The 14,024-nt window shown below is 48.2% G+C and carries 10 protein-coding genes; 7 read left to right on the top strand and 3 right to left on the bottom strand.

Going from position 1 to position 14,024, the window contains the following annotated elements; translation table 11 throughout:
* Positions 1 to 152: 152 nt before the first annotated feature.
* A complete protein-coding gene (locus JS578_01300; protein QRX63932.1) occupies positions 153 to 1,646 on the top strand; it encodes a polysaccharide biosynthesis protein in 1,494 nt (497 codons plus the stop codon).
* Positions 1,647 to 1,737: 91 nt separating this feature from the next.
* A complete protein-coding gene (locus JS578_01295) occupies positions 1,738 to 3,864 on the top strand; it encodes a S46 family peptidase (protein QRX63931.1) in 2,127 nt (708 codons plus the stop codon).
* Positions 3,865 to 4,200: 336 nt separating this feature from the next.
* Here JS578_01295 and JS578_01290 read toward each other — a convergent pair whose 3' ends face one another.
* The 3 genes from JS578_01290 to JS578_01280 form a co-directional block, all read right to left on the bottom strand.
* The gene (locus tag JS578_01290; GenBank protein ID QRX63930.1) at positions 4,201 to 4,659 is read right to left on the bottom strand and encodes a methylglyoxal synthase; all 459 of its coding nucleotides are present in this window, start codon (positions 4,657 to 4,659) and stop codon (positions 4,201 to 4,203) included.
* A gap of 68 nt (positions 4,660 to 4,727) precedes the next feature.
* Positions 4,728 to 6,476: a phospho-sugar mutase gene (locus tag JS578_01285; protein QRX63929.1), complete on the bottom strand. Its 1,749-nt coding sequence runs from the start codon at positions 6,474 to 6,476 to the stop codon at positions 4,728 to 4,730.
* A gap of 51 nt (positions 6,477 to 6,527) precedes the next feature.
* Positions 6,528 to 8,171 (bottom strand): C69 family dipeptidase, encoded by a 1,644-nt coding sequence (locus JS578_01280; GenBank protein ID QRX63928.1) that lies wholly within the window; start codon positions 8,169 to 8,171, stop codon positions 6,528 to 6,530.
* A 200-nt stretch (positions 8,172 to 8,371) separates the two neighbouring features.
* Between JS578_01280 and JS578_01275 the strand changes: the two genes are divergently transcribed.
* From JS578_01275 to xerD, 5 genes are all read left to right on the top strand, one after another.
* Positions 8,372 to 8,659, top strand: coding sequence for a septum formation initiator family protein (locus JS578_01275; protein ID QRX64877.1), 288 nt, complete (start codon positions 8,372 to 8,374; stop codon positions 8,657 to 8,659).
* A 145-nt stretch (positions 8,660 to 8,804) separates the two neighbouring features.
* Positions 8,805 to 9,164, top strand: coding sequence for a hypothetical protein (locus JS578_01270; protein QRX63927.1), 360 nt, complete (start codon positions 8,805 to 8,807; stop codon positions 9,162 to 9,164).
* A gap of 48 nt (positions 9,165 to 9,212) precedes the next feature.
* On the top strand, positions 9,213 to 10,511 hold the full coding sequence (locus JS578_01265) for a sigma-54-dependent Fis family transcriptional regulator (GenBank protein ID QRX63926.1): 1,299 nt from the start codon (positions 9,213 to 9,215) through the stop codon (positions 10,509 to 10,511).
* 27 nt (positions 10,512 to 10,538) lie between these two features.
* The gene (locus JS578_01260; GenBank protein ID QRX63925.1) at positions 10,539 to 13,034 is read left to right on the top strand and encodes a response regulator; all 2,496 of its coding nucleotides are present in this window, start codon (positions 10,539 to 10,541) and stop codon (positions 13,032 to 13,034) included.
* Between the two features lie 3 nt (positions 13,035 to 13,037).
* Positions 13,038 to 13,934 (top strand): site-specific tyrosine recombinase XerD, encoded by an 897-nt coding sequence (gene xerD, locus JS578_01255; protein ID QRX63924.1) that lies wholly within the window; start codon positions 13,038 to 13,040, stop codon positions 13,932 to 13,934.
* Positions 13,935 to 14,024: the final 90 nt, after the last annotated feature.

Here is a 14,024-nt window from a genome sequence, read left to right as displayed (position 1 = left end):
TTTCAACCTGCAAAGTAAAAGGTTTTTTTTGAGATTCGGGCCACCAAAATGCTTAAAGATAAATAATGATGCCAATTTGAAGCCGACATCAGGGAAAAATTGTATTTTTGCATCTTACACTGACAATTCTACAAACAAAGAACAGGAGTTAGATGGCAGGGGGAATGAGATCGTTGGCAAAGGAGACCTTCTTTTACGGAATGGGCAGCGTGCTGCCCAGACTCCTGAGCTGGTTCCTCTCCCTCTACTGGGCCTTTGCCCTGCCGCGGGTGGACGACATAGGCGTACTGACCAACTTTTATGCCTGGGTGGCACTGCTGCAGGTGATCCTCACCTATGGGATGGAAACAGGCTTCTTCCGTTTTGCCAACAAGGAGTCAGATCCTACAAAAGTCTTTTCCACCGCCTTTACCAGCATCCTCTCCAGTACGATTCTCTTCTTTACGGTGGCCCTTCTCTTCCTCAACCCGGTGGCATTTGCGCTGGGCGGCAGTGAGATGAAGCCGCACTACCTGCTGCTGATGGTACTGATCCTCTGTTTCGACGTGGTGGGAGCCATCCCCTTCGCCAACCTGCGTTTCAAAAAGAGACCCATCCGCTTTGCAGCCATCAAGCTGGTCAACGTGGGGCTGACCATCCTGATCAACCTCTTCTTCTTCCTGGCTTGTCCTCTCTTGCAGGAGCGGTTCCCCGATGCTTTTGCCTGGTTCGATCTGAGCAGGGGCGTCGATTACATCCTGATCGCAAACCTTACCGCCTCGGTGGTGCAGCTGCTGATGGTCGCACCGGAACTGAGGGTTCGCTTCACCTTCGACAAGGCGCTGCTGAAGAGGATGCTGCGCTACTCCTTCCCGATACTGATCCTGGGGATTGCAGGTATTCTCAACCAGACGGTGGACAAGATTCTCTTCCCCTGGTTCTATCCCGACAAGGCGAACGCTTTCCGGGAACTGGGCATCTACGGGCAGAACTTCAAGATCGCCATCATCATGGTGATGTTCACCCAAGCGTTCCGCTACGCCTTCGAACCCTTTATCTTTGCACGCAACAGGGAGGCTGCCGACGACCGGCAGTCGTTCAGCGACGCCACCCGCTATTTCATTCTCTTCGGGCTACTCATCTTCCTGCTGACCACCGGTTACATTGATGTCATCAAGTTCCTGATACCAACAGCTTATCACGAGGGGCTGAAGGTGGTGCCGATCGTGCTGATGGGTGAGCTCTTCTTTGGTGTCTACTTCAACCTGTCGCTCTGGTATAAACTTACCGATCAGACCCGCTGGGGAGCTTATATGTCTGTCTTCGGTTTCATCATCACCTTGCTGATCAACATTCTGTTCATCCCCCGCTTTGGATACATGGCCTGCGCCTGGGCATCGTTTATCGCCAACCTGGCGATGATGGCAATCTCCTACGGGTTGGGACAGAAACATTACCCCATCCCTTACAATCTCCGATCTGCATCAACCTTCTTTCTGCTCACACTCATTCTCTATGCAGGCATCAGGATAAGCTATCTACAGATTGAGAGCCTCCCGTTACGACTGGCTGTCAGCACCTTGCTGGTGGCAATATATCTTATTGTGATGATAAAGAGGGAACTGCCGCTGAGACAATGGCCATTTATCGGGAAATATTTCAAGTAATTAAAATGAATATTAATAAATTATACAATCATTATCAAAGCTAACAGCTTATAGCTTGTCGCTTATGGCTTATTGCTAATTACACCAACCTATGAAAAAACTTTTCTTATCGCTCACAATTTTATTTGTGGCATTCACTGCGAGAGCAGATGAAGGAATGTGGCTCCTGAAGGAGCTTAACCGTGAGAATATCGCTCGCATGCAGGAGCTGGGATTCACTTTTCCTGCTGACCAGCTTTACAGTGAACAGAACCCATCGCTCAAAGATGCCGTCGTAATCTTCGGCGGAGGATGTACGGGCGTGGTAGTATCGGAAGAAGGACTTGTCTTCACCAACCACCATTGCGGCTATGGAGCCATACAGCAGCTGAGTGCTGTGGAGCATGACTACCTGCGTGACGGCTTTGCGGCTGCCAGCAAGAGCGATGAACTCTATGCCGACGGTCTTACAGTCTCCTTTCTCCGTTCGATGGAGGATGTAACAGACCGCATTGCACCCCATGTGCCGCTGGTAATGAGCGAGATTCAGCGTGAGCTGGCCATTGACTCCATTTCAAACGAATTGATCAGTGAGTATGAAAGTGATCCTTTTACCCGTGCACGGGTGATACCCTTCTTTTCTCGCAACAAATATTATGTTGTGCTCTACGATCTGTTCCGTGACGTGCGCATGGTTGTAGCTCCTCCCTCCTCTGTAGGTAAGTTCGGCGGGGATACCGACAACTGGATGTGGCCACGCCACACAGGCGATTTCTCGGTGTTCCGTGTTTATGCCGGCAAGGACAACCAACCGGCCAATTACAGTGCCGATAATGTACCCTATCAGCCCAAATATGTGGTACCGGTATCGCTGGCAGGGGCGACGGAAGGTGATTACGCAATGACTGTGGGATACCCTGGAAGCACTCAACGCTATCTCTCCTCATGGGGCATTCGCCAGCGCATGGAGTCGGAGAACAAACCACGCATTGAGGTGCGGGGTGCCAAGCAGGCTATCTGGTGGGATGCGATGACGCAGAACGATACCATCCGCATCAAGTATGCCAGCAAGCATGCCGGCAGCTCTAACTACTGGAAGAACTCGATGGGGATGAACGAGGCACTGACCCGCCTTGGGGTGCTGCCAGAGAAGGAAGATCTGGAGTCAAAGCTGGCTGAGTGGATCAAGAACAACCCGGAACAGGGAAAGAAATATGAAGGTACGCTGGCTACCCTCAAGGAAGCCTACAGCACTTCCGATGAGTTGGCGCGCAATACCACCTACTTCCTGGAGACCTTCAACAATGGCATCGAGCTGATTCGCTTTGCCAGCACCATCCTCCGTTTCGACAGCGATGGTACAGAAGAGGAGAAGCAGGCTTTCATCAACGACCGCCTGGTTGAATCGTACAAGAACTACGATCCGGCACTCGACAAAAAGGTGTTGCCGGTAGTGATGAAGCTATATGCCGAGAGGGTTCCCGCGGAGTATCACCCCGATATCTACCAGAAGATTGACTCTCTTTTCGGGGGAGACTACACAAAATATGCCGACTGGCTCTTTGCCAATTCGCAGTTCACCTCAATGGAGAAATTGCTGAAACTGCTGAAAAGCGCCGATACAGAGGTGCTGACCAAGGATCCTGCCATGGAGCTTGCATTGTCGACCACCGACATGGGGTACGAGCTCTCCGGGAAGATGATGCCCTTCTATGAGCAGATGTTGCGTGGCGAACGCGAGTTCATGGCTGCCCTGATGGAGATGGACAACGATCGCACCTTCTATCCCGATGCCAACTTCACACAGCGGATGAGCTATGGCACGGTGAAGGGTTACTGGCCACGTGATGCGGTGTGGTATGACTATTACACCACCTCTCAGGGTATCCTCGACAAACAGAAGCCGGGTGATCCCGAGTTCAACGTGCAGGAGAATATCCTTGATGTGATCCGCTCCGGTGACTTCGGTCCCTACGTGGATAACGAGGGGGGACTGCGTGTGAACTTCCTCTCAACCAACGATATCACCGGAGGTAACTCCGGAAGCCCCGTGTTGAACGGCAACGCCGAGCTGATCGGGCTTGCCTTTGATGGCAACTGGGAGTCGCTGAGCGGTGACATCCTCTTTGAGCCGGAAATGCAGCGCACCATCAGTGTGGACATCCGCTACGTACTTTTTGTCATTGACAAGGTGATGGGTGCGCCCCATATTGTGGAAGAGCTGGTTGTGGCCGAATAATGTGAAAGACAAAAGGGGAAATGCCCCTGACAAGAAGAAGAGGCTGTCTCAATATACAAATGAGATGGCCTTTTCTCATCCCACCCACTAAGATTCGCCTTAGTTGGCTTTTTACTGCGTATCAATTCAGTCGTAACTGACTCTAATCTGGCTCGAATCTATTAGAACCATATTAGAACCATATTAGAACCATATTAGAACGAGATTAGAACCAGTAACGAAGAAAGTAGGTTGTTTCTTCCTGTAACAGGGCTACTCAAACTGAAACGTATAAACAGAAAAAGGCCGTCTCATGTAATATGATGAGACAGCCTTAACTATTGTGGAGGGTATGGTTCAGAAACCCATTTTCTCCCTGTCAAATTTCTCGTAGCGCGGGGGGGAGGGTTTGTACTCCTCATCATCCCAGAGGTTGCTGGTGATCATCAGGTCAGCACTGTACCGGTTACAGGCGATGGGCACGTTGTGCACACGGCACTGCCGGAGCAACATCATGATGTCCGCCTCGTGCGGTTGGGCATTGAGGTCGTCGATCAGGAACACTGCCAGGTCGATCTCCTTGCGTACCACCATGGCGGCAATCTCTGCATCTCCCCCCATGGGGCCGGAGTTCATAATTGTAAAGTCAGGATGGACTCCTTCGTTTTTCAGGGCATCCCTTACCAGACTGCCGGTAGTGCCGGTACAGACCAGATGGTGCTCTGCCAGGAAGTCGGAATTAAAGATCACCCATTCCACCATATCGGCTTTCCGGTGATCATGCGCCACAAGCGCTATCGTTAGTTTTCGTCTCATTTTTTTAGTTATCAGTTGTCAGTTAGTGAGTAGTTAACCATGAACCATGAACTTGCAAACCAGGTAACTTAAATACCCAATTCCTGACGGATGGCATTGATCTTGGCGTCAGCTTCTGCTTCTGCATGTGTCAGTTCCTCATTTGTTTTTGCAGATCCCTTCACTTCGATGTAAAACTTGATCTTTGGTTCTGTGCCGGAGGGTCGGATGGACAGCTTGGTGCCCTCTTCGGTGAAGTATTGCAATACATTGGAGGTGGTGGGCATCTCCAGGGCTACCTGTTCGTTCCGAATGAAATCGGTCGCCTCCAGCCGGGCGAAATCCTTAATCAGTGTGACCGGTGAACCACCCAGAGTTTCCATGGGGTTGATGCGGAATTTCTTCATCATCGCTTCAATTTCATCGGCACCCTCTTTTCCCTTGCGCACAAGGGAGATACCCACCTCTTTCGAGTAACCATACTCGAGGTAGATGTCTTCCAGCAACTGGTACATGCTCTTGCCTTTGTCCTTTGCCCATGCGGCAATCTCAGCGAAGAGGGTGCAGGCCGAAACCGAGTCCTTGTCGCGGACAAAGTCACCCGCCAGGAAACCATAGCTCTCTTCACCACCGCCGATGTACTTCTTCTTACCCTCATTCTTGCGGATGATGTCTGCAATCCACTTGAAGCCGGTATAACAATCGAAGATCTCAATACTTTTCTTTTCGGCGATATCCTTCACAAGCTCAGTTGTGACAATGGTCTTCACCACGAACTCTTTACCTGTGAGGAGTCCCAGCTCTTCCCGGCGGGTCATGATGTAATAGAGGTAGATCAGCATGGTTTGGTTGCCGTTTACCAGGATGAAGTTGCCATCATTGTCGCGAATGGCAGTCCCAATCCGGTCGCCGTCAGGGTCGGTCGCCATCACCAGCTCCGCACCCGTTTCAATAGCTTTCTTGATGGCCAGGTCGAGGGCTGCCGGTTCCTCCGGGTTGGGGGAGACTACCGTGGGGAAGTCGCCGCTGATCACATCTTGCTCAGGGACACGGATGACGTTGGTGAACCCAACCGCTTTCATCGCGTCGGGTACCAGGGTGCTGCTGGCACCGTGTATGGGGGTGTATACCATCTTGATGTCGTGGTGGCGGGCAATGGCTTCGGGTGAGAGCACCAACTTCTTCACCTCTTCAATGAATGCCTTGTCCATATCCTTGCCTATGATTTCAATCAGGTCGCTCTTTCCTTCGAAATGGATCTCATCAACGGAAGAGATTCTGTTCACCTCAGCGATGATGTTCTTGTCGTGCGGTCCCAGAACCTGGGCCCCATCGTTCCAGTAAGCCTTGTAACCGTTATATTCCTTCGGATTGTGCGATGCGGTGATCATGATTCCGCTCTGGCACCCCAGCTTACGGATGGCATAGGATACCTCCGGAGTGGGACGCAGATCCTCGAAGAGATAGACCCTGATGCCGTTGGCACTGAAGATGCCGGCGGCGATCTCTGCGAAACGGCGGCTGTTGTTGCGGCAATCGTGCCCAATCACCACCTTGATCTCTTCAAGGTTGTCAAACTCTTTACGAAGATAATTGGAAAGGCCCTGTGTAGCCGATCCTACAGTGTACTTGTTCATGCGGTTGCTGCCTGCACCCATGATGCCGCGCAGCCCTCCGGTACCAAACTCCAGATCTTTGTAGAAGGCATCGATCAACGGTCTTTTGTCTTCGTTGTCGAGGAGATGTTGTACCTCTGCCTTCGTTTCCACATCATAGTTTCCATTCAACCACGACATTGCTTTGTCGGTCACCTGTGCAAGTAAAGTTGCTTCTTCCATATTCGTTGTGTAAGTTATGAGTCTATGTTTAGTGAAAAGCTATCAGCTTTTTCAATTTTCAATCGGTTGTACCTTGTATTTGTCGCCGGTCTGGTCGACAATTTTCCTGTAATATTCGTTTGAGTATCCGGGTCGGGTGGGGAATGCGGGTAGACCATGTTCGTTTCGCTTGAACTGTCCGTTTTCCTCTTTCTTGACCACACCGTCGATGTATTTCACCATCAAGTACTCTCCCAGCTTCTTCCATTCAGCCACACCCTCTTTCACCAGGTTGTTGGAGTATTGGGTAAGGTAGTGAATCGCCTCCGGTTGAGACTTTTCATAAAGAGCCAGAGCCTGTTTTTCCACGTCCGGTTGGGAGTTCCTGAATTGTGTTTCCAGGGTGGATTGCACTTTTTTCATATCCACACTCATGTCGCTGTAGCGGTTGTAAACCATGTTGGATACCCAGTTGTGAATCCAGAAGGCTGATGTCCAGGAGAAATTGAGCAGGTCACCATTGCCTGGAGCCATCTCATGAGGCACCTCGGTATGACCGCTGTAAATGGGATAGTAGACCGTTTGTGCTGCATCATCGATGCCGAACCAGAGGATGCCACCTATCGCGTCGGGCATCCACGAACGCATCTGTGCCACAAAGGAGAAGCCGGTCTGCTGGGTAGCGATAGGCCTTTCGTTGCAGTATTCCACGGAATCGACCTCGAAGGTGAGGGGGGACCAGCGATAGGGTGAGTTGAAGGGACCGGCACCCACGTCGAATCGCCAGTCCAGTTCGGTACCTTCGTAATGGTCACGCATCATCTCCTGTATATCCTGTGCGCTGAGTTTCCTGTCTGGTTTGATGTATAGCGGCATGGGATCGGTGCTCTTGCCCTGTGCGTAGGTAACATACTGTGCCATCTCACTGTTGACCTTGTTAAAGAATGACCACACACGGGCTTCACAGAAGCGGAGTGCCCCAAAATCGATGGGTGCGTAGGCCTGTGCGAAGCTGAAGTCGACATCATCACCTGTGAAGTAGCCTTTTTCACGGGCAAAAGAGATCACATCGGGTGAGTAGATGCAGTTTTCAGGATCGTTAAGCGGGAACTGTTGGATGCGAGCCTGGTTGGCGTGTGCTGATACGCAGTCGTCGGGAATGCGTACGGCAACCCATACAGCTCCCTTATTACCAGCTCCCTTTCCAATCATCTCCATCATCCATACCTCATTGGGGTCGGCAATGGAGAACGACTCACCGGAACTGTAGTAGCCATGCTCCCTGACCAGTTCTGTCATCACACTGATGGCTTCACGGGCGTTTCTGGCCCTCTGGAGGGTGATGTAAATGAGACTTCCGTAGTCCATGATTCCGGTGCTGTCAACCAGTTCACTGCGGCCGCCGAAGGTGGTCTCGCCGATGGCAAGCTGATGCTCGTTCATGTTGCCCACCACATTGTATGTTCGGAGTGCCTGGGGTATCTCACCCAGGTATTTGCCGGTATCCCACTCATAGACCTTTAACATCTCTCCGGGTCGGTATTGTCGTGCAGGCCAGTGGTATAATTCTCCATAAAGACCGTAGGAATCAGCAGCATAAGAAATAAGGGTGGAGCCGTCGGTTGATGCTTTTTTGCCGACCAGCAAATTGGTACAGGCCAATGAGGCAATCACATAACCGACCAGCAGGGTTGTGGTTAAAAAAAGTTTTCTCATTACAATTTAGCGTGAACAATTATTAAAACAAAACTATACAGCGTAAAGGTACTTTTTTTTGTTCAATCTAATAGCTGCTGACAACGATATTTTCATTTATTTCCATGAAATGGTTCGTATAAATAGAAAAATAGTTTTACTTTTGTCAGTATATATAAAACTATTTTGTGACAACGAAAGCAATGAACCGAATCGCAAATATGCTTGGCTTGAAACGTTTTTTCGGACTTACAGCCTATCAGGTTGCGATTGTTGTAGTGTTGATAGTGATGTTGTTTTTTCTGAGTGACAGTAGTTTGATTAAAAGGATTCGCTACGATACACAGATCAGAGAACTGGAAACCCAGATTGACTATTATCAACAGCAAACAGCTTCCGATATGGATAAGTTGCACGAGCTTCGTTCCAATGATGAAGATTTAGAGAAATTTGCGCGTGAGAATTATCTCATGAAAAAAGAGAATGAGGATGTTTTCATCATAGATTGAAAGATCCTCATCTGATCAGCAACAGAATAACTGTGTTTATACCGGAAAATCATTTCTTGTTCAACTATAAAGGCACTTTCATACCTGTAACAGGGTCCTTCAACTGTTGACAAAGGACGAATTTGAGCCACACCATATAAAAAAAATGACGCAATACCCAAATGATATGTTGCTGCGAATATCTGCACTGTTTATTTTGCTATCAGCTGCCCTTTACCTAGTGATCCCCACCGTGGCCCCCTGGATCATGGCTGTTTCGGTAGCTCTTTTCGCAGTACGCACGGTTGCTTCTCCCTATCCCGGGAAAAGCATTCGAGGAAAAAGACTTTTTCATTTTCAGGTTTTCTCCACTGTGTTAATGATCGTGGCAACCTATCTGATGTTCAGACAAAGGAACGAATGGGCACTTGTCATGTTGTGCGGGGCTGTTTTCATGTTGTACGCAGGTGTGATGATACCCCGTGAATTGGAAAGTGAAACAGATGATAAGAACGACAAAGCGTGAACACAGACTGGATCTGTGTACTGATTCGTTCATTATTTTATGTATGAGATGAAGAGAAATTTTCTAGTTGTAGATGACAATCTGACTGTTTGTCTGATGCTGAAGTCATGGTTGGTGAAGAAAGGATACCATGCCGAAACAGCTTCAGATGTGAATACTGCCAAGCAATTGGTGCGTGATCAGCCTTTCGACTTGATCCTGGTTGACATTAAAATGCCCGATGTTGACGGCTTCACTTTTTTATCGTGGGTAAAAAAATTCGATTCCGAGATACTGGTAATCATGATGACCGGTTATGCAGATATTGAATCGGCCATTGCATCGATGAAATCAGGTGCATCAGACTATATATCAAAACCCATTGAACCTGAACAACTCTTTCAGAAAATCGATGAGGCCTTCCAAACGCAGTTGAACAGGCAACGGAAAGAGATCCGATGCAATGAGATGATCAAGCCGCCGGGTAAGAGATATGCCGAGTTGTTGCAATATCTGGACAACGTGGTGGAAACGAAAAGTCATCTGCTGATCTCAGGGAACAGTGGCACTGGTAAATCATCGGTGGTGAGATACTTACACGACAAGGGATACGATCTGAGCAGGCCGCTGGTGGTCATTGATATGGAGCAGATTGAAAGTGACAGTGAACTGAGACGTCATTTCACAGGATCTTCCGACGATGCATCATTGCTGATGGAACGATTTGGTGAGGCGCGTGGAGGTATTCTGCACATCCGCAATGCAGAGTTACTGGATCTGAATCAACAAAACGAACTGTTGAGCATTCTTACCCGTCAATGCCGGGATGATGATTTTGTACAGGTAGTGATCAGTTCGGAGAAGAAGAAAGAAGAACTGCAGAGATTGTTGATTCCCAAGCTGTATACACTTCTCGAGAAGAGTAGTGTAGTACTCCCCAATCTGAGAGGTGAGAGAGAGGTGATTGATGCATTTACAAACCATTTTCTCACATTCTCCAATTATATTCTGAACAAGGAGATAGAAGGAATTGAACCGGGGATGATGCAACATTTCTATGGGTATTCCTGGAAAGGGAATATCCAGGAATTGAAGAACACGATATTGAAAGCGGTGTTGCTGACTGATGGTAACCGGATTACTACAGCACTTGTACCGGAATTGTTTGGCAAAACTGAGACCAAAAAAGAACAGGTCTCTCAACCAATCAGTTCGATGTACAAACTGCGGAAAGAGAACTACGAAAAGGAGAAAATTATGGAAGCGCTTCAACTTGCCAAAGGGAACAAGACCATGGCTGCCTCCATTCTTAACATTGACCGGAAGACACTTTACAACAAAATGAAGCTTTACGACATATCAAATTAGACCAATGCATGGATAAGGATTCTCGCCATGAAAAATGATGTAGCACCAAAAACTGGTTTCAAGGTAATCGCAGGCTACCTGCTGATTGTGATGGTTATGCTTGCCGGACTCTTTATCTTGTACCGAAACCTGGTAGCCTTCTCCGACAGCAGGATTAAAAATGAAGAGCATCGTGAGTTGCTGATTGTCGGCAACACACTTTCCAGGTTGTATGAAATTGAAAGTGAACAGAACCTGTTCACCGCTGAAAATGCCACGGCTTATTTCCGGAAATATGATTCAATCGTTCCGCAGATTGCAAAAGGACTCGATTCGCTGAAAATGATGAGTGAAGATTCCTTGCGAATCAATAAGTTAGATAGCATCATTATGCTGGTCAATCAGAAGCGGGATATCCTGGAAAAGGCTGCCATGTTGCTCGATTCGATGCGTACTGCCCCCGAAATCACAACCACAATGGAGAGCAGTTATGTGCCACCTGCCCTCAACAGGGAAATAACCAGGTATCTGACCAGCAGAAATATGAATCCCTCACTCGAACAGAATAGCGACACCAGTGTGGTGAAGGGAGAGCGTAAAGGTTTCATGGAAAGAGTACGCAACGTCTTTGTTGCCTCAGAAGACTCCACCCTGGTGATAGAAAAGCAATCGGTGGTCACTGCCAATCAGTTCAAGGTGATGGTAGACACGCTGATCAACAAGATCCGTACCTCTGAGAAGCTGGATCTGAAACGTTACAAACAGCTGGAGTTGGAGTTTCTGCAACAACTGGAAGTGGCAAGCGTGACCAACCGCATGCTGACCGCGCGGATAGACGGACTGTTGAAGAGTGTTGAACAGGAGGAGAGAGCGAAGTCGATCCGATTGGTGATGGACCGACAAAAGGCGATCAGCAGTTCACAGCAGACGCTTTTAATTGCTTCCACTTTGGCTGTATTGATAGCCCTGCTCTTTGGACTCCTGTTTCTGATTGATCTGAACAAAAGTCGTCGATACCGCAGGGAGCTGGAGCAATCCCATAAACGAATTTCAGATCTGCTTGCCGCGCGTGAGAAGCTGATGCTCACCATCTCGCACGACATCAAGGCGCCAATGAGCTCCATCATGGGCTACGTGGAGCTAATTGAGGAGGAAGAGGACCCGGTAAAGAGGGGGCGTTTTCTATATCACATGAAACATTCGGGTGAGCATGTACTGCGCCTCGTATCTACATTGTTGGATTACCATCGCATTGAGTCGGGGAGGTGGCAACTGAAAGAAAGCCGTTTTGACCTGCACACGCTGACTGAAGAGACTGTGGAGAGCTTCCGGCCATTGGCAATGCAGAAAGAATTGATGTATACCGTTGAAAACAGGATTCCCGAGAAGAGTTATCGATTTGGTGATCTTTACGTGATCAGACAAATCATGGGAAATTTACTCTCAAATGCCATCAAGTATACCATGCATGGTGAAATATCGGTAGTGATGCAGGAAGAGATCAGGGAGCAATCCGATTGGTTCATTTTTACTGTATCGGACACCGGAGAGGGAATCAAAGAAACAGATCAGCAACTTATTTTCAGGGAGTTTCAACAACTTGACTCACATGGCGAAAAAAGTGAGCCGATAGAGGGGAGCGGCCTTGGGCTTGCCATCACAAAAGGATTTGTGGATGTGCTGGGGGGAGAGATTGAACTAATCTCTGAAATAGGAAAGGGATCGACATTTATCATTGGTCTGCCGCTTAAAAACAATATTCCTTCACAGGAGAATTTGACTGATGTATCGCCTACAAGCCTTCAGGTGAAGCCATCCGTCCTGGTTGTCGATGACGATGTCGTTCAACTGACAATGATCTCTGAGATGTTGCAGAAGTTGGGTATGGATTGTATCACTGAGCGGGATATGGAGAAGGTTATTCCTCATTTGAAAAATCATTCATTCAACATCATTTTCATCGATATACAAATGCCGCACACCAATGGATTTACGGTGCTGGAGAAGGTGAAGGCAGCCTTGCAGGATAATGAGATACCACTCATAGCACTCACTGCTCAGGCGGAAATAACAGATGCTGATTTTCGCGATGCCGGCTTCAGCGGCTTTTTGGGAAAGCCATTCACCTTGAATGAGTTGCGTGAAACCATTTTTGCCTATTTGCCGGGTATTGAAGAAAACCTGACAATCCCAGAGATACATACATCGAACCATCTTACAGGTGTTTCCACCTTGATTGATTTTGTGAAGGATGATCCTGTCGTTTCAAAGGCCATTCTTCAGTCGTTTATCGATGAGACAAGCGACAACATTGAAGAGCTGAAACGCTATCTGGAGGACAACGATACCAATGCGGCCTCGAAACTGTCACATAAAATGTTACCGCTATATCGGATGATGCGTAACAAGATGGTTGTCTTCTATTTGCAACAGCTTGAAAAGAAAAAGAATCTTTCCAAACAGGAGACAGATGAGTTGCTGGATATGTTGAAAGAAAGCGTGGTAGAAGCTTCTGTGATGGTGGAAAAGTTATCTGTCGATTAAACAATGACACAACCATCAATCATTGCATCTTACCGACGACACCTCCTGCTGGAGAAAGGTCTTTCACCTCACACCATCGAGGCCTACATGAGCGACCTTCAGAAGCTGATTGTTTTTGTTGATGAACAGGATCTTAGTTTCATCAACATTGAACAGCATCATCTGGAATTATTCCTGGCCCAACTCTACAAGAGTGGCATCGCGCCACGTTCAATTGCCCGTACCATTTCGGGAATGAAATCTTTCTTTCGTTTTTTGTTGATGGATCAGTTCCGTGAAGACAATCCCGCAGAGTTGTTGGAGACACCCAAGATTGGACTGAAGCTGCCAGTGGTGCTCACCGTGGAAGAAATCGACAAACTCCTTGGCGTGATTGATCTGTCAACTGCCGAAGGTACACGCAATTATGCCATCATCGAAACACTTTACAGTTGCGGTTTGCGGATCTCTGAACTGACCAACCTTCGTTTTTCAGATCTATACTCCGATGAGGGGTTCATCCGTGTGGAGGGTAAAGGGAGCAAGCAACGGCTTGTACCTATCTCTGACTCGGCGCTGCAAGCTATTCGCAACTGGCTTCCATACCGTTCCCAGATCGACATCAAAAAGGGACATGAGGATGTTGTGTTTATCAGTTCCCGTGGCAAAGCCATCTCCCGTATCACCATATTTTATTATCTGAGACTGTTTGCTGAGATGGCAGAACTGAAGAAGGTAATCAGTCCGCACGTGTTGCGCCACTCTTTTGCCACTCATCTTTTGGAGAGGGGTGCCAACATAAGGGTGATTCAGGAGATGCTGGGACACGAGAAGATCACCACCACCGAGATCTATACCCACCTTGACCGCAACTTTCTTCGGCAAGAGATTATTGAACACCATCCGCGAAACAAAGCATAGGGCTTATCACCTGTAGCTGACTTCTGACCTATGAACGTTAAATTTAATATGGAAAATGAGTTCCGCTCCAAGATTATTTCCTATATTTGT

The sequence above is a fragment of the Dysgonomonadaceae bacterium zrk40 genome, assembly GCA_016916535.1.
GTDB lineage: Bacteria > Bacteroidota > Bacteroidia > Bacteroidales > Dysgonomonadaceae > Proteiniphilum.
This window is presented reverse-complemented; position numbering and strand designations above follow the sequence as displayed.

Coding starts and splice junctions, on each gene's coding strand:
- JS578_01295 (QRX63931.1), top strand. CDS start 1,738: ATGAAAAAACTTTTCTTATCGCTCACAATTTTATTTGTGGCATTCACT.
- xerD (QRX63924.1), top strand. CDS start 13,038: ATGACACAACCATCAATCATTGCATCTTACCGACGACACCTCCTGCTG.
- JS578_01265 (QRX63926.1), top strand. CDS start 9,213: ATGAAGAGAAATTTTCTAGTTGTAGATGACAATCTGACTGTTTGTCTG.
- JS578_01275 (QRX64877.1), top strand. CDS start 8,372: ATGCTTGGCTTGAAACGTTTTTTCGGACTTACAGCCTATCAGGTTGCG.
- JS578_01285 (QRX63929.1), bottom strand. CDS start 6,476: ATGGAAGAAGCAACTTTACTTGCACAGGTGACCGACAAAGCAATGTCG.
- JS578_01280 (QRX63928.1), bottom strand. CDS start 8,171: ATGAGAAAACTTTTTTTAACCACAACCCTGCTGGTCGGTTATGTGATT.
- JS578_01260 (QRX63925.1), top strand. CDS start 10,539: ATGAAAAATGATGTAGCACCAAAAACTGGTTTCAAGGTAATCGCAGGC.
- JS578_01290 (QRX63930.1), bottom strand. CDS start 4,659: ATGAGACGAAAACTAACGATAGCGCTTGTGGCGCATGATCACCGGAAA.
- JS578_01300 (QRX63932.1), top strand. CDS start 153: ATGGCAGGGGGAATGAGATCGTTGGCAAAGGAGACCTTCTTTTACGGA.
- JS578_01270 (QRX63927.1), top strand. CDS start 8,805: ATGACGCAATACCCAAATGATATGTTGCTGCGAATATCTGCACTGTTT.